Below are 20,174 nucleotides of genomic sequence, written 5' to 3' on the forward strand. Positions count from 1 at the left end.
CGCTCGCCGGTGTCGTGGTGGCCATGGCCGGCGGGTTGGTCGAGGTGGTGAGTGGGGTGTTCATCGGAGGGTGTTCCTGTTCTTCGCGGCCGCCTCGTAAGCGGCCAGGTTGATCACGGTGGTGGGTTCGGCGCTGCCAGTCAGCGCCATCGCGGCGCGGCGTGCCGCGGTGCCGGGTGGGATGCGTTCCTTCTTCCGGTGTGGCCGGCCGGGAGGCGCGGAGGCCAGGGCGATGGTCTCCAGGGCGGTGACGTGTCCGCTGTCGCGGATCGTGACCCCGAGGCCGGCCTCCGCGACGGTGTGGCGGGCGAGGACGACCCCGGAGGTGGTGGCGATGTCGATGGTCGTCGCGCCGAGGCGTTGATGGACGACGACGCGGGCTGCGGCCAGTTCCGGCGGGACCGAGTAGCGGTTGCCGCGCCAATCGATCAGCGCCTGCCGTGTCGCGGTGCGTTGCTCGGTCACGACGACCGGGAACAGCGTCGGTGGCAAGGGTTTGAGCCGTTCCGCGGCGAACATGACCGCGGCCGTCGTTGACCCGTCGCGGCCCTCGCGGCGTCGGCCGTCTTGCCGGGTCGCGAACGCGGTAAGGCGTTGCTGGGCTTGCTCGAGGGTGACGTCGTCGGGGAGGTTGCGCCACCACCGCTGCGCGGCGGTGTGGTTGTTCTTCTCGACCACGCCCTTGCGGTTGCCCGACCGGGGCCGGCAGGCCACGACGGTGACGGCGTGGTGCTTGGAGAACGCGGCGAACATCGGCGTCAGATCACTCGTCCCGGCCTTCAACACGGTGCTCATCCGGTCGAACCGCCAGGACTTCGTCACCCCACCGAGCAGGCTCAGCAGGACCGTCATCGCCGCCAGCAGGTGGGGCAGGTCCATCGACGGGGAAATCACCGCCCGCCAAACCCCCGAGTGCGCCAGCGAACCCACGAGCACGTAAGCACGTTTGGTTGGGAACGCCCAGCCGGACGGGGCGTCGGGCAGCTCGACCCAGTCGAACTGAGTCTCCTCGCCCGGCGGGTGCTCGATGATCGCGTTGGGCCGCTTCGTCACGTGCGCGCAGGCAGTGCAAGCCGGCCGCAAGCTCCGGTCTCGGATCTGGCGGGTCAGGGTTTGATACGACCCCTCGAAGCCCAACGGGACGAGCTCGTCCAGCAGCGTCGCCGCCCAGAGATGCGGGTCCTCCGTCAGCCTCGCGGTGACGTAGTCGATGAACGCGTCGAACGGGTCCGGGGCGGCGCGTTGACGCACTCCCGGGGTGCGTTGTCCGGCCAGATAGGCGCGGATGGTCTTACGGTCGTGGTCGGTGCGGCGGGCGATCTCACTGATCGTCATCCCTTGCCGTTTGAGCGCGTGGATGTCCACGTCGTCCTCCTCTGAAAGCATAGGAGCAGGGCCTTTCTCGAGCTGGTGCGTGGTCGAAGACCATCAGCATCGAGGAACGCCCGCTTCTATGTGCGGAAGCGACCCGGAGTGGGGAATTTCAGTGAGCAGAACTGGGGAATTTCAGTGAGCGCCGTCACGGGCGCGACGTGGCGGTCGACACCTTGTCCCGCTTGGTGCGGGAAGAGTCAGCCGCGCGCGCATGAGCCCGTGCGGAACACAATGAGCGCCAGCCCCAAGAAGGCCGCGGAGCTGCACAACGCGAACCTCCAGAACTGAAGCCGCCACACCAGCGGTTCCGGGCCCGCTTGACCGGGCCGAACAACCCGCGACTCGACGGCAGCGTTGAAAGGCTGGACACCATGCATGACCGGGTTCCTGACCTGCATCCTGTAACAACTAAGACCCCTCAACTGTGAACAAACTCTCAGGAGTTGCCGACCGTTGAGGGTTCGGCTTCGGGCACTGGGACAGGAGCCACGAGAGGCACCCTGTCGTCCGACCCGCTGTCGTTGAATTCAGAACACATTCGGAATACACTCTGTATATGGCTTCAATAACACTCACACCTGCAGAGCGACGCGTCGTCCAGTCGTCGGAATTGTCCCGGAATTCAGCTGCAGTCTTCGCTGCCGCTGAGGAAGCACCCGTCGAAGTCACTCGGCGCGATGGCGAAACGTTGATTCTCACCACGAAGCGTGAAGCGGCTGCCCATGAACGGATCCTCGAGGTCGCCGCACAGCTGATCGCCGTGTCACTGGATGACAGAGGCACGCTGGAGGATCGCCTCGCACGACCGTTTCCCTGGATCAAGCTGCTCAGCGCTCAGGATCAGAGAACTTGCGCACAGGACATCATCGACACGGCTCGTGGCGCATTCGTTGTGAATCAGCCGGGGCGGATACTCACTGAGATCAAGGCGTGGCAGAACACTGCAGAGGCTGTTGCTGCCGGCTGGGGACAGGAAGAACCGGATTGGCTTCGTGAACCTGTGGCGGTCAAGAAGCCCCGCGCCCAATGACCCCGAAGAAGGGGCTCGTCGCTCGCCCCCTCAAATCATCAGAATTCGCCATCGAGCATGTGACGAGTCAAGCCGTGACTGGATGGCGCGATATCGTCGCTACCCAGAAAAGCTCAGCCGCGGACGCCTGGAACCGGCTCACGAAGGCCCCGAACCAGTCGGACCCCAAATGCCACCAGCTCAAGGGCCAACTCGCAACGATTGTTCGTGACGGCGTCGAACACGATCAATGGCAGTACGAACTCTCTGGGGGCGCACGCATTTGGTTCTACATCGAGGGCGGAACAGTGAAGATTGTCCATGTGTTCACGAGGCACCCGAACCAAACGAAGTAGGCGTGAGCGATCGCTAGCGGCCTCGAGCTGTTTGAGATCTCGCCCGCAGGAGATCCCGTTTAGCAATCTCCTACCCCTGGACTCGGACTATCCAGCCGACAAGCTCACCGTGGAATGTGCGCGGCTTTCGCAGGCTGAGCACACTGTGCTGCATGGCACCCCCGGTTTCAGCCACCCCGCGCTCCTCTGGGACTTCCGACGGGTAGTACCGAACCGAGATCTGATCAATTCGAGCCACATGACCGGATAGATGAGTCCAAACCAAGGGTTCGGAAAGGTCCTGGGTTGCCTCTGCATAGACGTCACGCTGTAAAGGGACTGTTCGGCGGCCGGCGAACAGTCGGGCCACCCAATTCTGATCCATCGGCACGAGAGCCCAATCGACGTGTTGATCGACTGCGACGTCAAAGCCGTCCTCGGCGACCTGCCACTCTGTCAACCACACATCGGTTTCGTGTGGCCCCCTGCTTGGCACGATGTCCTCTGCATCAACCGGCTCTTCGTCGCTTCTCAGGAGTGGTTCGTAGGAGAAGACGAGATGCTCGTGGCTGCTCCCGTCGCGGGAAGCGACGCGTGAGCTCTGCGGACTCGTCGCCGAAGATCGCTCGCTTCTGGGGCTCGTCATGGAACCAGGGTACGAACATTCATTCCTTCTGGCGAGAACGTTCAGTCATCAGCGTCAATCTGACGTCGGAACGCCCGATAAGGGTTGGCCCTGTGGGTCACAACGCGAGTGTCCGTGCTTGGCCATCGTGGGTGGTGATCCGCAGGAGAGCGAATTAACCTTCGGTCTGCGGGATGCTCGCTACACCAACCATTTCGATCGCACCTGGACGTCGGCGTCTTCGTAGCCGAGGTGGTCGTAGAAGCCCAGCACTGCCTCGTTGGCTGAGCGGACCATGAGTTGAACCTTCACGGCGCCTCGTTGGCGAAGCCAATCTTCGGCAACCGTCATCAACTGTCGCCCCAGCCCGGTTCCGCGCTGACTCTCATCCACGGCGAGGTAGTAGATCCAACCACGGTGACCGTCTTCCCCGACCATCACGGTGCCAACCAACCGCTCATCGACGAAACCTCCAAAGACCGTGGAAGTATCGCCGTCGAGGGCGCGCTGCAGGTCCCGCTCGGGCGGATTCCAAGGTCGGGTCAGTCCTGCTTGGTGCCAGAGCGAAATGACGGCCTCCGTGTCTGCAGAAGTCAGGTGGGAGATTCGCATAGCTCCAGCTTGCCGGAATTGGGAAGCAAACTAGGACCGTTGTCGACGACCGGTCACCGAAAGTGCCGCACGGTCATGAACAGTCGCCGTGGGATGCTGATTCTGTGGAATTGAACACAAGTACCGACAGGCCGGTCGTTGTCATTCGACCGTATGGTCACGCGGATGCCGCAGACACGTTGGCCATCTTCCTTGCCGCAGTGACCGAAACCGCTGCCGCCGACTACTCGCCGGAGCAGATTCAGGCATGGGCTCGGCCAGAAGCGCGCGAGCAATCCGCTTGGCATACCGCGATGCAGGAACGGAACAGTTACGTGACAACCATGGATGGAACGCCAGCAGGCTTCTCCGACGTGGACTCTGAGGGATATATCGACATGATGTTCGTCGCCCCTCGCTACCTGCGACGAGGGGTAGCACGGCAACTGATCGACCACGTGGAGGCCCGCGCGCGCCAGGAGCATCTGACAGAGCTGACAGCTGACGTCAGCATCACAGCCCGCCCCTTCTTTGAGCGCTCCGGATTCACCGTCGAGGCAGAACAGCACCCAGTGACGGCCGGCGTGCGGCTGACCAATTACAAGATGAAAAAGAAGCTACTCGGCAGCGAGGTGCTCCTGAACGGGCAGCTTGTTTGTCACACCCAGGACCAAGCGGAAACCGTCCGGGAACACCTACAACTGCACCTTGCCCTCACCCGCGCCGAACCGGGATGCCGTTCGTTCAACGTCACCCGGACGAGCAATCCCCTGATGTGGCAGGTCGAGGAACGCTTCGAGCACGCATCCGCCTTTGAAGCCCACCAGGAACGCGTCGCCACCAGTGAGTGGGGTCACGCCACCGCGGGAATCGAACGCCGCTACTCCGTGATCGGCCTATAGCCACTCGCCCGGCTCAACAGCTACCCCTCCGTGGCACCCCAGTTGGGCAACCTCCTGCCTCCGCAATTCACGCTCCGTGCGCGTCACTCAAGGTTCGTCGTACGCCAATGCATTTGCAGTTCGAAGACATGCCTTCGCCACTTCTAAGGCCAAATGAAAACCGGTTCAGAAACGCCAGGTGAGTTCTAGGCCTTTGCGACGCTCACGGACACCGGCGTCGCGTTTGCGAAGAGGTCGAGCACGGGGCAGTGGGCGTCGACCGCCGCCCGCAGCTCCCGGTAACGGGCGTCTGTCTCCGGGCCCGTGATGGTGACGTCCAGGCGCACCGCGGTGAAGCCGGCGCGAACAGACTTCTCGATACCGAACAGGCGGCGGGCGTCGAGGTCGCCCTCGGCCTTCACGTCGATCTCGTCCACCCGGATTCCCAGGGCTTGCGCGTAGAGGCGGTAGACGACGATCTGGCAGGAAATGAGTGCTCCGAGTGCGAACTCCACGGGGCTGGCGGCGATGTCGTCTCCGGCGAGCGCTGCTGGCTCATCCACCCGGAAGCTGTGCTTGCCTGCGGTGATTGTCGACGCAACCGAGCCCTCGCCCGTGCCGCGTACGCGGTAGGTCAGCTGCCCGTTGGCCACATCGGCGGCGATTCGTTCCCCCCAGGCGGTGCCGGCCTCGGTGAGCCGCGTGGCGCGCTCGTCGGCGGTTACGGAGGTTACGGGGGATGCGTCGAGGAGAGTCATCCGCCGACAGTACTGCGGATGCCGCGGCTCGCGACGAGCGCTGCGTCACTGCGGGACTCCCGGCGTAACACTGCGCCTTCTTGCACACCCCTCGTAGGTGAGGATCGGTTCGGTGGGCCCTGGCACGCGGTGCAGCGCTTCCACGGGCGGCGCCATTTCCAGGGTGCGCTCAACCTCCGTCTTGCGGGACAGCGGATGAGCCCACGCGTGAGGGGAGAATGTCACGCCCTTTCAGCAGCGTCGGAACTGGTTGCAGTGGAGACGTGAAGACGATCTTGTACTTGTGTCCATTGGATACGCGTTGGTCACCCTCGTAGAGAGACAACTGCGCGCCGCGAAGTAGCCGCGCGATCGTGCTGGCTCTCGACGCCGAGACGCACACGACCTGGAAATCGGGGCACCGCATGACTAAGTCACGTGGCCATACTGGCCTATGGCAAATACTGGGGGCAATCCTGTCCTTCCTTGCCAAGGGCATCGGTGCCGGGCTGTCCTCGATCGCCACCATGACTTTCGGAGGCCGAGCTGCCCCAGGCGATTTGCCAACATCGCCGCCGCCAAAAGAGTATCGGCCGTAGACGACCGGCACCGCCTCAGCGGATTCAGCTCAAGAAGATCTCTCGTCCGCGGACAGTCCTGCTGCCGACATCAGTGGAGCCGGATCGCGTCGGCGTCGCGGGCAGATCACCTGTGATGGGTTGGAGACAAACCGGCATTCGAAGGCGCAAATGGGCTCAATCCCGGCCGGTGTGCCGGTGATGCGACGACCGGATCGCTGCGCTGAGCGCCCCGGCCAGCCAGCGCTCGACGTCATTCTGCGATCGCAGCCTAACCACGACAAGGTGTGGGTACTCCAACTCCAGCAGCGGCACCAGCACGTCGTACTTCCGCCTGGTCGAGATAGCCCACCGCACAATGTGCTCACGGTCGGTGAACAACGTGCGGAAGGGTGCCTCGACATTGCCGTTCCACAATTTCTCACGGTGAACCCGGCGACGGATGGTGCGGCGGATCACTCGAGGAAGCGTCACTCGCATGAAGGGGAGATCCAGCCATACGAGCAAATCCGCACGCTCGGCAAGCATTGGCCGAGCGGCGCCGTATTGCCACTCTGTCGTCCAGGAAGCGGCAGTGATAAAGGCCCGTACATCGTCAAGGAATTCCGGACGAGGAACCCAATTCGGGCCATGGAATAGCGAGTCGATTTCAGTGTGTGGCCCGCCCGTGATGACAGCAATCCGCGCGGCAAGAGTGGTCTTCCCCGCGCCAGAAACGCCCGCAACAAGTACGCGACGTGGGCGATGAGGGAGGGCGCCGTCGTGGGAGAGCATCGACTAAGTGTAAACATGCTCGGTCACGACACTGGCTCAGCCTTGCGCCGTGGGAATTCCCGAGCCGGTGATTGTCAGCAACCACTGCTCGCAAGTGTCTGGGCCGTTTAGTGCGTTCACCGTTCCCAAATGCCGCTCCCCCGGGACTTCGGAACTCGGCGAGTTGGCGCCGAATCTGCGTCCTAGAGGTCCGGCATGCGGGCGCGCAGTTGGCTCGACTGTCAGTTGCCTCCGGCCACCTGCTGTCCAAGTGCGTCAGATTCCTCGACCACGCTGGGAAGACCGTGCTCCGAGCGGCGCGGGGGGACGGCGAGGCCGTCGACGGTGATGCCCCTTCCCACTCGTACCTCTGGCTGGGATTCGTCAATGAACCCAGTGGGACCGATAGGGGTGCGTACCTCGCCACACGTGTTTGGCGCGTTACGGACACTGCACAACGACGGAGCCCGCGGCATCTGACTCGTGATTCAATCACGATCCCGATCAGGGGCAATTTGTCATGAATCGCTCGGCGATGACATTCAATAGTCAAGGGGGTGGTTATGGAGACTGTGGGGGTGTCGGACCGGGTGCTGTTGCACCGGTCCGCGACGGGGGATCGTCGGGCATTCGGCGCACTATTCGATCGGCATTCCCGGGCGCTTACGCGCTATGCCTGGGCGCTGGTCTCGGACCGGATGGATGTGCAGGACATCGTGCAGGACACGTTCGTGACGGCGTGGAACAAAGCTAGTTGGGTCACGATCGCGGAGTCCTCCGCATTGCCTTGGCTGCTTGTGACCTGTCGTAACCACGCGCTGAATCTCCGTCGGAAGAAAGCGAATCACCGAACCGAATCTCTCCCGGATGGTCTGGCGGATGTGGCGGTGAACGAAGACCGCGCCCTCGCGGCGCAGCGCCTGCGCTGGGTCTTGACAGAGATCGAGTCTCTCGATGGCCTGGACCGACGCATCTGCGAGTTGTGCCTGATCGAGGGCCGTTCCTACGCGGAGGCGGCTGTGATCGTGGGCGCAAGCGTGGGGGCGGTAGGCAAACGACTGGAGCGAGCCCGAACCCTAATCAGAACGGCGGTGAGCAACAATGAACAGTGAACACGGCAAGGGTCGGTCGCATCCCAGCGAACCGCCCGTCGGAGCGGAGCTCGACGCCTTCGTGGACGAGATGAAAGCCACGGTGCTCACCCGCATTGAGCGCAGACCCCGCAAGCGATCCGGTCTCGGTCGCGGCGGCACGATTGCCGTCATCGTCACCCTGCTGGGCTTGGGAACCGTGGCCGGCACGGCGGTCGCGACCGGCGTGCTCAATACCGGTGAGCCGAGCTCCGGGCCGGCCACGATCCCGCTCACGGTTCCCGACTTCCCCGCGAACTGCCTTCGGGTCACGTTCACCACCCTGACCACTGGCAGCTACACCCTGACTATCCCTGGGGTCCCTGGGGCGGAGATGACGATGAAGTACCAGGACGGGTCAGGGGCAGGGCTCACGGCACAAACGGCCGAATTCCCGCTCCTCGACGCGTCGGTTCCGAGAGTGCTCGTGATCACAGCGACCCCAGGCGGAAAATACGGGGTGGATGCCAGCTACGTCAACCGCGTCCCCGCCGACTACCCCAACAACGATCGAGGCCAGACATTCGGCACGCCCGGCCCAGACGCCACAAACGTGCCCGACCTGCTCTTCGCCGTCGGCGACGACGAACACGGCCAGCCGGTGCAAGGCTACGTGTTGAGAACAAAACTGACCGCGCCCCCGACCGACCTCAGTGGCGCGGCCGTTCTCGACTGGCTTACCGCCTTCCGGGCCAAGTACCCTAACGGCCAACCGTTCCCGCTCTCCGGCAGCGACGGCACCACCATTCTCGGCAGCTTCCGCCTCTACCTCTGACAGGAAACCATCGTGACCACGCCACACGTTCCACCGGCACGACGCCCGCTGCGAGCCGCCGGGAAGGGCCTCGCGCTTGTCCTGGGCGTATTGCTTCTTAGCGGATGCGTCACCGCGCCGCCATCTGCACCGACGGCTACGCCCATCCCAGCCCCCACCCCGCCAGTGATGACCGCAACCGCCCGGCAGGCGCTGGCCGATCAGGCGCAAACCGCCTTGCGCGACGGATTCGTCGCAAGCTACCCCGACGTGGCCGTGCCGATGGCAACGCGGGAACGATTCCTGAGCCTGGATGAAATCCCGTCGGTGATCGCCGCCTGCCTGACCGATGCAGGAGTCCCCGCGGCCGCAAGCCCGAACGGCGGCATCGAGTCATACGTGGCGCAGGGCGATGAAGAGCGTCACGCGATCGCGGACTACGTCTGCAACACGCGTTTTCCCAGCGACCCGAAGAACTCGGTGCCCCTGAACGAGTCGCAGATCACGTACCTCTACCAGTACCAAACTACGGTGCTCACGTCTTGCCTGGAGTCCGCCCACATCCCGGTCGATACCCCACCGACGCTGGAATCATTCATGGCCAACTACACCGACCAGGGCCCCGCCACCGTGGCATGGAAGCCCTATGCGCACGTCGACCCGGGGCCCCTCGGCCAGGGCATCTACAAACAATGCCCACAAACGCCCGAACACCTCTATGGCTGACTACGCAGTGATTGATTCCCGCCGACTCACCCTGACCCCCACCTCGAACATCATCGTGGCCGCCGTCCTGACCGGGTGCGCCAGTACTCCGTCGACGGTCGATGGAAGCACGCCCAACAAGGCTGGTTCGGATCCCACGCCATGACCAATCGCGGAGAGACGGTTGTTTCGCAGCTCGCTGCGGCCGTTGTTGTCGCTTCGGTATTGCTCGCAGCATGTGTGGCAGGGCAGGCGTCGTCTGCCCTGGGACAAGCCGTCCTCAGGGCAGATGTGGTCGCCATCGCTAAGACGGCGTTGACCGTATTCGGAGCGGTCCTTGCAATGCTGGCGTCTGGGCGGTTCCGAGAAAGCCGACGGCGGATGTGCGCGGCTTGGGGTGTGTCGGTTGCGGGCATCGGCCTGTTCCTCTTCGCAGGATTCCTGGTGATTCTCACGCTCAGTTTCCTCCAGATGGATGCAACGGCGCCATCGACTAAAAGGCAGCTCCGTGCGCAGATTGCCTGGAGATGGTTGCCGATACTCACTCTCGTCACATAAATTGCTGCGCTCGCCTTCGGCTTCTTCTCGCCCGCGAAACCCGTGACGGTGAGCAGGCGCCCATCCATGCTGGCTGGCGTGACCTCACTGGCCATGCCGAGCGCCCTCGCGACGATGTTGTTTGTCCAGCTAGGTTGACTACGCCCTACGTCTGCCCTCTCGCGGCCACCTGAGCCAGCTGCCAAACCGGCGGCAATCAGTTACCTGGCCCGCTACGTCGAGAGAAGCTAGCGATGCTCCAAGAGACGCACATCGACTTGAGGATGCGCGGATCTGATGCGCCGCGGATACGCCGCGTTGAGGGTTCGGCTTGTGGGCCTCGCGTTGGCTCTCGTTCTCAAGCCGAACTGAGGCAGGTGTGGTGACATCAGTAGAGGCTGCCCATGGCGGTTCTCACTTCGTCCAGCGTCGTTGCAGCAATGGAGTTAGCGCGATCGTTGCCACGTCGAAGCACCTCGGAAGCTAGCCCTGAATCCTGCGCGAGTTCGGCACGTCGTGCTCGAATGGGAGCAAGAAAGCTGTTGACCGCATCGGTCGTTAGGCGCTTCAGTTCACCGCTGCCTTGGTCCCCGATCTGCGCCGCGATTTCCTCCGGTCGTTTGCCGAGGCAGAGCGCAGCCGTCGAGAGGAGTGCCGAGACGCCTGGTCGACTCTGCGGATCAAAGGAGATCAGACGGTCAATGTCGGTGATAGTTCTCCGGATGGCTGCCGCGGTTTCATCCTCGGTCATCGACAGGGCGATCGCGTTTCCGTAGCTTTTTGACATCTTGCGACCGTCCAGCCCGGGGATCTCCGGCGACGCTGTGATCAATGCGTCGGGCACCGGGAAAACATCTCCATATCGCTCGTTGAATCTGCGCGCGATCACACGTGTCATCTCCACGTGAGGCAGGTTGTCTTTTCCGACAGGGACGAGGTTCCCCTTGCAGAAAAGGATGTCAGCGGCCTGGTGCACGGGGTAGGTGAGAAGAAGACCGCTCAGGGCTCGATTCGAGGAGGCGAGTTCCGACTTCACGGTCGGATTCCGACGTAACTCGGCCTCCGTCACCAGACTCAGAAACGGAATTATCAACTGGTTCAGGGCTGGCACTGATGAGTGCGTAAAAATTGTCGTTGCTTCCGGATCCAGGCCCGCAGCGAGGTAGTCGAGCACGGCGCTGTAGACGTTCTGTCGGACGTTCGCCATCGTGTCCCGGTCGGTGATGACCTGATAGTCAGCCAAGACCAGAACCGTCTCGACCCCAGCCTCTTGAAGCCTGACACGTTCACTGATGGTGCCGAAATAGTGGCCAAGGTGAAGCGGACCGGTCGGTCGCTCACCAGTAAGCACTCGAAAACGCTCCGGATGGGCGTCAACATCTCGGGCGACGACAGCCGAACGCTCGGCCATGGCAGTAAGGGATTCCACTTTGCACTCCTTGAAATAGGAGGGCTGTACGAAGTCCTGACCTGAGGTCCACGAGCTGCGTACAGCCCGTGAACATGCTTCAACCGGCTGCTAGCGCGGCCACCACCACGAGGAACGGTTGAAAGTCATGACATGAGCCTAGCCTCACGCTCGGTGCGCGCCGACCCTCCACGGGCGCGATCTCAGCTAAGGAGAAACGTCCGCAGGGCGATGATCCAAGAATTGAAGGCATCGAGGTGTGCATCGTGTGATGCTCCGGCGAGGTCCACGCGTCGCACTTCGCGGCCGCTGTCCACGAACTCAGACTTCTCCTCGGCGGTAAAGACTCCCTTTTCTCCGTAAACCACGAGCGTCGGGGCAGTGACGCTCTCCCATTCGTCCCCGCGGGGTCGAATAGCCTCGTTTATTGTCGCGACCATGACGCCTGCATTGAACCGGGCGTTTCCAATCAAGGCGAACGAGGGCCAAGCTCCGGGACCTCCAGCGCCACGAGCATCGCGATCGTGGTGCGGCGGCTCAACATCGTTGTAGAACTCGGCGTCCCGTAGGGGGTTGGCGGTTTCAAGTGGTCGACGCAACGATGGGCTTTTGTAGGTTTGAGAGTAGTCGTTGCATGGCTTGGGCGGGGGTGATTCCGCAGAGTGTTTTGCGGGGCCGGTTGTTGAGTTCGGTGGCGACTTCGAGCAGCCGCTCGGGTGAGTGCGTGGCGAGGTCGGTGCCTTTCGGGAAGTACTGGCGCAGCAGCCCGTTGGTGTTCTCGTTGGTTCCTCGTTGCCAGGGCGAGTGTGGGTCACAGAAGTAGATGGCCATCTTGGTGGCCAAGGTGATCTGGCGGTGCTGGGCGAGTTCGGTTCCTTGGTCCCAGGTCAGGGTCTTGGCCAGCTGCACGGGGAGCGTTTTGATGGCGGCCAGCAGGCCTTCGCGGACCGTGATCGCGCTGTGGTCGCCGGGGAGGTGGACCAGCATCGTGAATCGGGTCTGACGCTCGACCAGGGTAGCGATCGCGGACCGGCAGTTGGATCCCAGGATCAGATCGCCCTCCCAGTGGCCAGGCACGGCACGGTCGGCGACCTCTGCGGGTCGCTCGCTGAGCATGATCATGTTTGGGATCTTGCCAGAGTTCTTCGCGGCCGGTCGTCTCGGACGTCGGATTGCACGGCCGGTGCGCAGGTGTTGGTGCAGGTCAGCGCGCAGGTGGCCGCGGCCTTGAACGTAGAGGGCCCGGTAGATCGTCTCGGGGCTCACCCGCATCTCCTGCCGGTCTGGGAACGCCGAAGCCAAGTGATCGCTGATTTGCTCCGGGCTCCATTTCACGCACAATTTGGCTTGGACCAAGGATGCCAGTTCCGGATGGTCGAACTTGCTGGCCTTGGGGCGGCGGCCGCGAAGCTCGGCCTGCTTCTGGGCCGCATAGGGCGCATACCTGGTCCGGGCTCGCGGGCCGGTCTTGGACCCACCTCGGGTCAGCTCGCGACTGATCGTCGCGGCCGACCGGCCGACTTGGCCGGCGATGACCCGGACCCCGACGCCGGTCAGGTGTAAGTCCGCGATCCGGAGTCGCTCCTCCAGACTCAAGTATCGCCCTGACAGTTCCGGCTTAGGAAGTGGGGCCCGTCCTCCGGTCGCTTGGCGCCAATGCCGTCCCGTTCGTCGATTCACCCCCACAGCATCACATGCCGAAGTCAGCGTCGAGCCTTGGGCCATCAACACCCAGAATCGAGCCTGCATTTCAACCAACTCATGCTTCAACCACATGGACAACACCTCACGATCAAGCGGGTGTTGCGACGACCGGTTGAGCCCGCCGTTAGCTTGCGGGCGTCCCTATTTTCCGTCCCGGACACTACGTACGAAGTTGCGGACGTGTGTTCCCAGCGCTTCGATGCGTCGCTGTCGCGCTGCCTCCAGGTCGAAGCCGATGTAGGCGACCGGGGGGAGCTTGCGGACGTTTGCAGAGCATTCGAAACCGGCGCATACGAGAGTGCCGACCGTGTCTCCGTTGCGCCCTGCCTGGCCGGCCCGCTTGATGCTGAAGAACACCACGTCGTTCGGGAGATGCACGTCTTCGCACCACGAGCATTGGGGCCGAGTTTTTGTCTTCCCGTCGGCTTGACGAAGCAGGATACCGACCAGGCCCTCCTCGAGTTCAACGATGACATATCCGATTCCCGGGATCTTGGGGTCCCGCCAGCCGAGGTAGTCGAGGTTGTCCCATGGCAGGTTTTCGAGGTCCCGGGGAAGGGTGAGCGCCTTTCGTTCCCTGAGTGAAGAATTGATGAATGATGACCGAATGTCTGTGGCGGTGAGCTGGAGCATGAGATGCGGATGCCTTCTCTGTCTGTGTCGCTGATCCGTGGATTGCGAGTGGTGGGGTCCTGGGTGGGGAGCGCTAAACGGTGTCGTCAGGCCGGCGGCCAGTTGTTCAGGACAACATCGAGGGCGTCCAGAGCCCTGGACCACGATGCATCCGCTGCGCGCTGCGTGTTTTGAAAGCCACCGGAACATTCCAGACTCACGTATCCGTGGAACACGCTGTGCAGTAGCCGCACCGCGTCGGTCTGGTCCGACTCCTCGAGTGCGTAGCCCCGGAGGATGGCCCTGGTCATCGACGCGTGCCTACCCGCCGCGCTGGCCGCGGCGACCTCAGGACCAAGCTCCAGCAGTGTTGCTGCGTATCGCCCGGGATGTTCCTTTGAGTAAGCCCTGTAGGCGTTGGCGAAGGCGACCAGCGCATCCTTGCCTGCACGGCCAGCCAATGCGGCACCGACTCGGTCGGCGAGTTCGGCCAATGACAGCACGGCCACCCTCGTCCTGAGGTCCCGCACATTCTTGATGTGGGAGTAGAGGCTCGCGTCCCTGACGCCGAGGATGCGCGCAACAGCCGAGACGGTCACGCCCTCGAAACCGATCTCGTCAGCCAGGTCAGCCGCTGCGAAGGTCACGCGTTGCGTCGTCAGCCCTATTCGTGCCATGACGGCCACCTTTCCCCCGTTCCTACGATAGCAATGTATTTGCCTAATGCCTCTAGGTAATTCCTTGATGTCGGTGAGGAGTCTTACTCTCGGATAGCAGTCACTCGATGCAGAGCCATCGCACCGAGATGGGCGCCAACACACACGCAATGCAAGCTCAGCACGCGCGCACGCACCCCCGAGGTCACAGCCCGTAGAGGGTTGGTGTTGCGAGACGTTGATTCACAGCGAGAGGGCTTGGAGGCACGAGGATTCACTGTCATCGGCCGATCTTGGAGTGCCCGGCTTGAACTGAAGGATCCGCCAAATCTGTCGAACTTCCGCCAGGCGCACTCGCGAGTTCAGGCTGCCGGACTCAGCGTTTCCGAATTGACTGTGACCTCCTCGGCCGAACTGTATGAGCCGGAAAAGACAAACAACGCCGACTACCCATTCACGCCAGCCACCTCGCACGAGCTGTTGGATGCCGATGCCACTCGAGACCTCTGGAACCGGGGCTTTCGCGTGTTTGGCGCGTACGACCGCGACGAACTGGTCGGGGCGACCGTCAACGCACATCGCGATCGCCACGTGGAGACGGAATGCACGTCGGTGTTGGCCAGTCATCGAGGCCGCAGAAACCCTAGCTACGGCGTTGGCTATCCACTTACGTGCGGGCTCCGGCGTGCAGGGCGATCGAGTCTCCAGCGCCCACGGTAGCGGTGAAGGTTCCGTCAGCGGCGACGAAGTAGCTTGGGCCCGAGCAGGAGCCGCCCGCGCCGCGGTCGCCGTGCTGAACGTCGCAGTAGCTTCCCGCGGGCAGGGAGGTCTGGAACGTCCGGCTGATCGCGCCACCCTCGTGGTTGATCACGACGAAGCCCCCACTGCCCCGACCGAAGGCGATCGCGTTGTTGCCGTTAGACCACCAGTTCGTCACCGAGGTGCCCGTCACGGTATTGCGGAAGGCGACCATGTTCGCGATCTGCCGCCAGGCGTGCTGGCACTTCCAGCCGTCGCTGTAGCAGGCGTTGACCGTGCCGCCAGTCGGTGGGCCGGCATCCGTGTTGCTGAATTCATAGCCCGAGTACACGTTGGGCGAGCCGTAGGGCCAGGCGAGCATGAAGATGTTCGCGAGCGTGTAAGTGTTGCCGTCCTTATAGCTGAGGGTCGAGCCGTTGCGCTCGGTGTCCCAGTTGTCCACGAAGACCCGCGCCTTGTTGCTCGCGAGGTAGCCCCAGGACTCGCCCCATGTGTTCAGGTAGGCGATCTTGTCGCTGGTGAACATGCGTTTGAGGTCGAAGGCCCCACGGAATTCGTCGACATCGCCGGTCGAGGTGTATTCGCCCGGCTGGACCGCCTCGTTCGCGCCTGCGATGACCTCCTGCGCCCAGTAGACGCTCGAGTTGGTCAGCTTTGCCTTGATGGCGGAGAGGTCGGCCGCGGCGATGTGCTTGGCGCCGTCGATCCGGAAACCGTCGACGCCGAGGGCGCTGAGGTGGTTGAGGTACGCCGCGATGGTCGACTGCACGTAGGTGCTCGCCGTGTCGAGATCGGCGAGGCCGACGAGCTCGCAGTTCTGCACGTTGGAGCGGTCGCTGTAGTTGGTGATCGGGGTCCGGCAGGAGTGGAAGTCCTGGTTCTGGTAGTAGCCCGGGTAGTCGTACTTGCTGTAGACGGTGCCCCCCGTGCCCGTGCCGGAACCCGCACTCATATGGTTGATCACCGCGTCGGCCACGACCTTGACACCGGCGGTGTGGCAGGTGCTGACCATGCTCGAAAAGGCGGCCTCGTTGCCGAGTCGCCCGGCGATCTTGTAGCTGACCGGCTGGTAGGAGGTCCACCACTGCGAGCCCTGGATGTGCTCCTGGGCCGGCGAGACCTCGACGAATCCATACCCCTTGGGACCAAGGGTATCCGTGCAGGCCCGGGCGACCGATGCGAAGGACCACTCGAAGAGCGTCGCCGTGACGTCCTTGGCACCCGGCGGACTCGCATCCGCCCGGGGCGCTGTCACTCCTACATCGAGGCTCAGAGTCAGGACGAGGGCCAGGCCGGCCACCGCTGCAAACAACGGACGGGTTGATCTGCGCACGATGAAACTCCTTGTCGCGCGAGCCAGCGAACCACGCCGACGCACTCCATTGGGAATGGGCGATTGCGAGCGAGCCGCGGAAGCGGAACTCGGCAAACGAGGTGCTGAACCCTCGAGTCACGCTACTGCAAGCGCTTGCAATAGTGCAAGCGCATGCCGAGGAATTGTGCGCCAGCCCCTTACCACTCGCCCGAGGGCTGGTGGAATCCTTCCGGAACGCTGGCGAGGGGTGCCCTCACCCTCGTCGGAAGTTGCCCGACAGAAGAGTCCGTAGGCGATGAAGCCGAAAGGCCGACCAGACAAGGACGGATTCCAACGCTTCATCTATCCCACACCCGGCACCTACATGGCCATTGATCGTGCTAACGGGAAGCGGGTCAAACCCCAATACCGTTCAGTTAAGCTTGCCCGTGTTGCGTTGGGGGTATGGCGCGTACGGGGTGGGTGAAGCCGGTCTCTGATCGCCGGTTGTCGGATTTGGTGTCGGTCGGTTTGCTGACCCGTGTGTTTCCGGCGGATGTCATCGACGAGGTGGTGAAGGCGGCGGGGCGGACGGAGCGGCGAAACAGGGCGTTGCCGGCGCGGGTGATGGCGTATTTCTCCATCGGGATGGGTCTGTATGCCGAAGCGTCCTACGAGGATGTGTTTGCTCAGCTGACGGATGGATTGTCGTGGTCCTCGGGCTGGTCCGAGATGTTCGTGCCACCGTCTAAGTCGGCCATCTTCCAGGCGCGTCGTCGCCTGGGGTTCGAGCCGGTGCGGGACTTGTTTGCCCGCGTCGCGCGACCGCTGGCGGGGCCGAACACGCCGGGGTCTTGGTTGGCGGGGCGACGTTTGATGTCCATTGATGGAACAGTCCTGGACCTGGCCGACAGTGTGGTGAATGCTGAGTTCTTTGGCCGCCCGCCGGTCAGTCGGGGGGAGCAGTCCGCTTTCCCGCAAGCACGCCTGGTGGCGTTGGCGGAGTGTGGAACGCATGCCGTTCTGGACGCAGTGATAGGCCCGTGCACGACGTCGGAAATTGAACTCTCCCGGGAGCTCGCGGGGCGTTTCCAGCCGGGCGTGCTGGTTCTGGCCGACTGCGGCTTCTATGGCTTCCGGTTGTGGGCGCAGGCGGCCGCGACCGGCGCTGACCTGCTCTGGCGGGTCAAGACGAACCTCCGCCCCCGGTATCAGGAGACCCTCGCTGACGGGTCCTGGCTGGCGAAGATCATCCCGACGTCGGGCCCCGGGCGGCAGACGACGACGCCATTGATAGTGCGGGTCGTGGACTACACGATCGACGATGGACGCGATAATCCCGACGCCTACCGGCTACTGACCACGATCCTGGATCCGGACGAGGCCTCGGCGGAAGAGTTGGCGACCGTGTATTCCGAACGGTGGGAGATCGAGTCCGTGTTCGACGAGTTGAAAACGCATCAACGCGGCCCCCGCATGGTGATGCGGTCCAAATCCCCAGACCTCGTCAAACAGGAAATCTGGGGCCACCTCTGTTGCCACTACGCGATCCGCACGCTCATGATCGACGCGGCTCAGCACGCCCACCGCGACCCGGACCGGGTGTCGTTCGTCGCCGCTCTTCGAATCGCCCGCCGCTCCGTGGCTCAGGGCACTTTTTCCCCCTCCGCGCCCTGATCACGCCACGGCCATCTGGCGTCATGCAGTACTCGCCCTCGTCCGACGGCTGAACCCCGCTCGCCGACGAAGATCAAACTCCCGAGTCATCAAGCGCAAGATCTCGAAGTGGCCCGCCAAACGCCTCCACCACGCACAATGGCCACAACCCCTGCACGCCTCAGAAATCACCATTCAAAACGTTTAACTGAACGGTATTGGGTTAAACCCCAGACCCCAGCGAGCATCACCATTCCGCAGGATGCTGGAGCACCCGCCGCGAGGAATCAGGACCCGCGATTGCCGCTGAAGCACCTCCAGAAATTCGCGTTCAAGTCTCCTGAACACCGGAAGTAGTTCGGCATGCGCAGCGTCGTCGAGTCCGCGACCAAAACACCGAAGTCGAAGAACTTCGAAGACCTCGCCAACGTGAGCAAACGCTTCGGCCGCGGGTTCGCTTTCAACTACCTCGCTGCCATCCTCGCCGCGGTCTCATTGAACCTCCGGAAGATATTCGACTTCTTCGACGACCGCCACAGCAATGCCCCGCCCGCTGCGGCCAAATCAGCCCGAATCTCGTCGCATCAACTTCGAAGAGGCGTTACTAACACACGCGCCTAGGGTCACGTCCCAGGCATTCAGCTCTAAGTGCCTGTCGGTGATCTTCGGGTGATCCGACCTGACGCGATGTGCAAGCGCTGGCCCAGCAAGTTCCTCACCCGCTTTTTGTGCATCGGCGGTGCGAATCTTCTGCCCCGCAGAGAACATGGCAACCGCGGCGAGGCAGTACGCGTCCTGGGTGAACTTCGCCTGGAGCGCGTTGTGCTCGGGGGTCTCTGCCGGCTCGATGCCACTGCCGCCCAAGCCGGCAACACTGCCGTTCACGAAGAACTGAACGAGCGTCGGGTTCTTCTCCTGGAACCAGGGCTGGGCAAGCGCCCACTGCACGTACGCAGGATCAGTGGTCATCACCTCGGCCGCGGACTTGCCACTGTGCTTGCCGAAACGGATCATCGGCGGGTCTTCTACTCTGACGATCTCGGACATGTGATTCTCGTTTCTCGATTGTGTCTCAGGGTGGACCACGAAGCCGTCGGCAGTGCCAGGCGTTTCGTGGGAGGGATCGTTGTGGGGACGCGTGTCGAGGCGGCACGTGTCAGTGGTGGAGCACTGGAATCTCAGGGCGCTCAGGCGTGCGTCGCGGCCTGTATCCCGGGGCGCATCCGTGGATCAGGCCGCGGTGACGACAGATCAAAGCTCTGTTGAGGTCGTCAGTGAGCAGCCATAGAGTTACGACATGACCGTATCGACGCCCGGGAAGATCGGAATTTGTCAAGGTGGATGAGGCCAGCGTGAGTTTAAGCAGCTAGTTTCGGGTCAACCTCTTGTGGTTCGGCGGGCCTGTTGATCCAGGCCGCGTCGGGGGTGGCGAGGATCTTTGGGTCGAGGTTGGTGCTGAAGCGTTCCGGGTTTCGGGCCCGTGCTTTGTCGAGGGTCGCCGCCCGCTCGGCGGCTTTGCCGGCGGCGAGGCCGTAGTGGACGTCGGCGGGGGTGTTGAGCCCGATCCCGGTGTGCCGGTGGCTGTGGTTGTAACCCTCGACGAAGGTGTTCATGAACCGTCGGGCATCGCCGAGGCTGCCGAAGCGTTCCGGGAACACTGGGGCGAATTTCAGCGTCTTGAACCACGACTCCGAGTACGGGTTGTCGTTGCTGACCCGGGGCCGGGAGTGCGACTTGGTGACCTCCAGATCCGAGAGGAGCGCGGCGACGGTCTTGCTCGTCATCGACGTGCCCCGGTCCGCGTGGACGACCTGCGGGGTGCCATGGATGGAGAAAGTCTCTCTCATCATCTCGGCGGCGAGGACTGCGGACTCGGCCGGATGGACCTTCATGCCGACGATGTAGCGGGAGTAGATATCGATCATCACGTAGGCGTCGTAGTACTTGCCCTTGACCGGGCCGGGCAGTTTCGTGATGTCCCACGTATAGACCTGGCCGGGGCCGGTGGCGACCAGTTCCGGGATCGCCCGGGCCGGGTGACGGGCCAGGCGTCGGCGTTCCTTGACTTGCTTGTTC

The 20,174-nt window shown here is 63.1% G+C and carries 22 protein-coding genes; 9 read left to right on the plus strand and 13 right to left on the minus strand.

Features of this window, described 5'->3' with window-relative positions:
* Positions 1-60: 60 nt before the first annotated feature.
* Positions 61-1,386 carry an IS21 family transposase gene (gene istA / locus E3O19_RS04455; RefSeq protein ID WP_134565609.1) on the minus strand — a complete coding sequence of 442 codons (1,326 nt, stop codon included), beginning with the start codon at positions 1,384-1,386 and terminating at the stop codon, positions 61-63.
* Positions 1,387-1,930: 544 nt separating this feature from the next.
* Between istA and E3O19_RS04460 the strand changes: the two genes are divergently transcribed.
* Together E3O19_RS04460 and E3O19_RS04465 are read left to right on the plus strand one after the other, a co-directional pair.
* The gene (locus tag E3O19_RS04460) at positions 1,931-2,404 is read left to right on the plus strand and encodes a prevent-host-death protein (RefSeq protein ID WP_134565611.1); all 474 of its coding nucleotides are present in this window, start codon (positions 1,931-1,933) and stop codon (positions 2,402-2,404) included.
* Complete coding sequence (locus E3O19_RS04465; RefSeq protein WP_134565613.1) at positions 2,401-2,739, plus strand: hypothetical protein; 339 nt, start codon at positions 2,401-2,403, stop codon at positions 2,737-2,739. The genes E3O19_RS04460 and E3O19_RS04465 overlap by 4 nt, the downstream gene beginning before the upstream one ends.
* A 70-nt stretch (positions 2,740-2,809) precedes the next feature.
* Here E3O19_RS04465 and E3O19_RS04470 read toward each other — a convergent pair whose 3' ends face one another.
* Together E3O19_RS04470 and E3O19_RS04475 are read right to left on the minus strand one after the other, a co-directional pair.
* Entirely contained in the window at positions 2,810-3,364 is a 555-nt protein-coding gene (locus tag E3O19_RS04470) for a DUF6578 domain-containing protein (protein ID WP_134565615.1), read from the minus strand.
* 180 nt (positions 3,365-3,544) lie between these two features.
* Positions 3,545-3,955, minus strand: a complete 411-nt coding sequence (locus E3O19_RS04475) for a GNAT family acetyltransferase (protein WP_134565617.1) — start codon at positions 3,953-3,955, stop codon at positions 3,545-3,547.
* A 104-nt stretch (positions 3,956-4,059) separates the two neighbouring features.
* Here E3O19_RS04475 and E3O19_RS18215 point away from each other — a divergent pair, with 104 nt between their 5' ends.
* Positions 4,060-4,836, plus strand: a complete 777-nt coding sequence (locus E3O19_RS18215; RefSeq protein ID WP_241981186.1) for a GNAT family N-acetyltransferase — start codon at positions 4,060-4,062, stop codon at positions 4,834-4,836.
* Between the two features lie 185 nt (positions 4,837-5,021).
* On the opposite strand, the gene E3O19_RS04485 is transcribed toward E3O19_RS18215, so the two are convergent.
* Positions 5,022-5,573 carry an OsmC family protein gene (locus E3O19_RS04485; RefSeq protein WP_134565619.1) on the minus strand — a complete coding sequence of 184 codons (552 nt, stop codon included), beginning with the start codon at positions 5,571-5,573 and terminating at the stop codon, positions 5,022-5,024.
* A 734-nt stretch (positions 5,574-6,307) separates the two neighbouring features.
* Positions 6,308-6,904, minus strand: a complete 597-nt coding sequence (locus E3O19_RS04490) for a P-loop NTPase family protein (protein WP_134565621.1) — start codon at positions 6,902-6,904, stop codon at positions 6,308-6,310.
* Positions 6,905-7,461: 557 nt separating this feature from the next.
* Between E3O19_RS04490 and E3O19_RS04495 the strand changes: the two genes are divergently transcribed.
* The 5 genes from E3O19_RS04495 to E3O19_RS04510 all read left to right on the plus strand — a co-directional run bounded on the left by E3O19_RS04495 (position 7,462) and on the right by E3O19_RS04510 (position 10,030).
* Positions 7,462-7,995, plus strand: coding sequence for an RNA polymerase sigma factor (locus E3O19_RS04495; protein WP_166804454.1), 534 nt, complete (start codon positions 7,462-7,464; stop codon positions 7,993-7,995).
* Complete coding sequence (locus E3O19_RS04500; protein ID WP_134565625.1) at positions 7,985-8,788, plus strand: hypothetical protein; 804 nt, start codon at positions 7,985-7,987, stop codon at positions 8,786-8,788. Before E3O19_RS04495 ends, E3O19_RS04500 begins: the two co-directional genes overlap by 11 nt.
* 168 nt (positions 8,789-8,956) lie before the next feature.
* Complete coding sequence (locus E3O19_RS04505; RefSeq protein ID WP_134565627.1) at positions 8,957-9,493, plus strand: hypothetical protein; 537 nt, start codon at positions 8,957-8,959, stop codon at positions 9,491-9,493.
* On the plus strand, positions 9,486-9,638 hold the full coding sequence (locus E3O19_RS17660) for a hypothetical protein (protein ID WP_166804455.1): 153 nt from the start codon (positions 9,486-9,488) through the stop codon (positions 9,636-9,638). The genes E3O19_RS04505 and E3O19_RS17660 overlap by 8 nt, the downstream gene beginning before the upstream one ends.
* A complete protein-coding gene (locus E3O19_RS04510) occupies positions 9,635-10,030 on the plus strand; it encodes a hypothetical protein (protein WP_134565628.1) in 396 nt (131 codons plus the stop codon). Before E3O19_RS17660 ends, E3O19_RS04510 begins: the two co-directional genes overlap by 4 nt.
* Before the next feature lie 367 nt (positions 10,031-10,397).
* On the opposite strand, the gene trpS is transcribed toward E3O19_RS04510, so the two are convergent.
* From trpS to E3O19_RS04540, 6 genes are all read right to left on the minus strand, one after another.
* Positions 10,398-11,438, minus strand: a complete 1,041-nt coding sequence (trpS, locus tag E3O19_RS04515) for a tryptophan--tRNA ligase (RefSeq protein ID WP_478213368.1) — start codon at positions 11,436-11,438, stop codon at positions 10,398-10,400.
* Between the two features lie 182 nt (positions 11,439-11,620).
* Positions 11,621-11,857 carry an alpha/beta fold hydrolase gene (locus E3O19_RS04520; protein WP_134565630.1) on the minus strand — a complete coding sequence of 79 codons (237 nt, stop codon included), beginning with the start codon at positions 11,855-11,857 and terminating at the stop codon, positions 11,621-11,623.
* Positions 11,858-11,999: 142 nt separating this feature from the next.
* A complete protein-coding gene (locus tag E3O19_RS04525) occupies positions 12,000-13,166 on the minus strand; it encodes an IS30 family transposase (protein ID WP_420898580.1) in 1,167 nt (388 codons plus the stop codon).
* 96 nt (positions 13,167-13,262) lie between these two features.
* Positions 13,263-13,754, minus strand: a complete 492-nt coding sequence (locus E3O19_RS04530; RefSeq protein ID WP_134565634.1) for an FBP domain-containing protein — start codon at positions 13,752-13,754, stop codon at positions 13,263-13,265.
* A gap of 86 nt (positions 13,755-13,840) precedes the next feature.
* On the minus strand, positions 13,841-14,410 hold the full coding sequence (locus tag E3O19_RS04535; protein WP_134565635.1) for a TetR/AcrR family transcriptional regulator: 570 nt from the start codon (positions 14,408-14,410) through the stop codon (positions 13,841-13,843).
* 646 nt (positions 14,411-15,056) lie between these two features.
* Complete coding sequence (locus E3O19_RS04540; RefSeq protein ID WP_241981188.1) at positions 15,057-16,481, minus strand: alpha-amylase; 1,425 nt, start codon at positions 16,479-16,481, stop codon at positions 15,057-15,059.
* 426 nt (positions 16,482-16,907) lie between these two features.
* Between E3O19_RS04540 and E3O19_RS04545 the strand changes: the two genes are divergently transcribed.
* Positions 16,908-18,119 (plus strand): IS4 family transposase, encoded by a 1,212-nt coding sequence (locus E3O19_RS04545; RefSeq protein ID WP_134565637.1) that lies wholly within the window; start codon positions 16,908-16,910, stop codon positions 18,117-18,119.
* 543 nt (positions 18,120-18,662) lie between these two features.
* Here the strand turns inward: E3O19_RS04545 and E3O19_RS04550 are convergent.
* A complete protein-coding gene (locus E3O19_RS04550; protein ID WP_134565639.1) occupies positions 18,663-19,145 on the minus strand; it encodes an exodeoxyribonuclease X C-terminal domain-containing protein in 483 nt (160 codons plus the stop codon).
* A 311-nt stretch (positions 19,146-19,456) separates the two neighbouring features.
* On the minus strand, positions 19,457-20,174 hold a 718-nt coding region (locus E3O19_RS04555; protein WP_134565641.1), incomplete at its 5' end, for a DDE-type integrase/transposase/recombinase.

The sequence above is a fragment of the Cryobacterium algoritolerans genome (assembly GCF_004402785.1).
GTDB lineage: Bacteria > Actinomycetota > Actinomycetes > Actinomycetales > Microbacteriaceae > Cryobacterium > Cryobacterium algoritolerans.

Bases quoted from the DNA above. Each gene is read 5' to 3' on its own strand.
- istA (WP_134565609.1), bottom strand. From the start codon at position 1,386: ATGCTTTCAGAGGAGGACGACGTGGACATCCACGCGCTCAAACGGCAA.
- E3O19_RS04460 (WP_134565611.1), top strand. From the start codon at position 1,931: ATGGCTTCAATAACACTCACACCTGCAGAGCGACGCGTCGTCCAGTCG.
- E3O19_RS04465 (WP_134565613.1), top strand. From the start codon at position 2,401: ATGACCCCGAAGAAGGGGCTCGTCGCTCGCCCCCTCAAATCATCAGAA.
- E3O19_RS04470 (WP_134565615.1), bottom strand. From the start codon at position 3,364: ATGACGAGCCCCAGAAGCGAGCGATCTTCGGCGACGAGTCCGCAGAGC.
- E3O19_RS04475 (WP_134565617.1), bottom strand. From the start codon at position 3,955: ATGCGAATCTCCCACCTGACTTCTGCAGACACGGAGGCCGTCATTTCG.
- E3O19_RS04485 (WP_134565619.1), bottom strand. From the start codon at position 5,573: ATGACTCTCCTCGACGCATCCCCCGTAACCTCCGTAACCGCCGACGAG.
- E3O19_RS04490 (WP_134565621.1), bottom strand. From the start codon at position 6,904: ATGCTCTCCCACGACGGCGCCCTCCCTCATCGCCCACGTCGCGTACTT.
- E3O19_RS04500 (WP_134565625.1), top strand. From the start codon at position 7,985: ATGAACAGTGAACACGGCAAGGGTCGGTCGCATCCCAGCGAACCGCCC.
- E3O19_RS04505 (WP_134565627.1), top strand. From the start codon at position 8,957: ATGACCGCAACCGCCCGGCAGGCGCTGGCCGATCAGGCGCAAACCGCC.
- E3O19_RS17660 (WP_166804455.1), top strand. From the start codon at position 9,486: ATGGCTGACTACGCAGTGATTGATTCCCGCCGACTCACCCTGACCCCC.
- E3O19_RS04510 (WP_134565628.1), top strand. From the start codon at position 9,635: ATGACCAATCGCGGAGAGACGGTTGTTTCGCAGCTCGCTGCGGCCGTT.
- E3O19_RS04520 (WP_134565630.1), bottom strand. From the start codon at position 11,857: ATGGTCGCGACAATAAACGAGGCTATTCGACCCCGCGGGGACGAATGG.
- E3O19_RS04525 (WP_420898580.1), bottom strand. From the start codon at position 13,166: ATGCAGGCTCGATTCTGGGTGTTGATGGCCCAAGGCTCGACGCTGACT.
- E3O19_RS04530 (WP_134565634.1), bottom strand. From the start codon at position 13,754: ATGCTCCAGCTCACCGCCACAGACATTCGGTCATCATTCATCAATTCT.
- E3O19_RS04535 (WP_134565635.1), bottom strand. From the start codon at position 14,410: ATGGCACGAATAGGGCTGACGACGCAACGCGTGACCTTCGCAGCGGCT.
- E3O19_RS04545 (WP_134565637.1), top strand. From the start codon at position 16,908: ATGGCGCGTACGGGGTGGGTGAAGCCGGTCTCTGATCGCCGGTTGTCG.
- E3O19_RS04550 (WP_134565639.1), bottom strand. From the start codon at position 19,145: ATGTCCGAGATCGTCAGAGTAGAAGACCCGCCGATGATCCGTTTCGGC.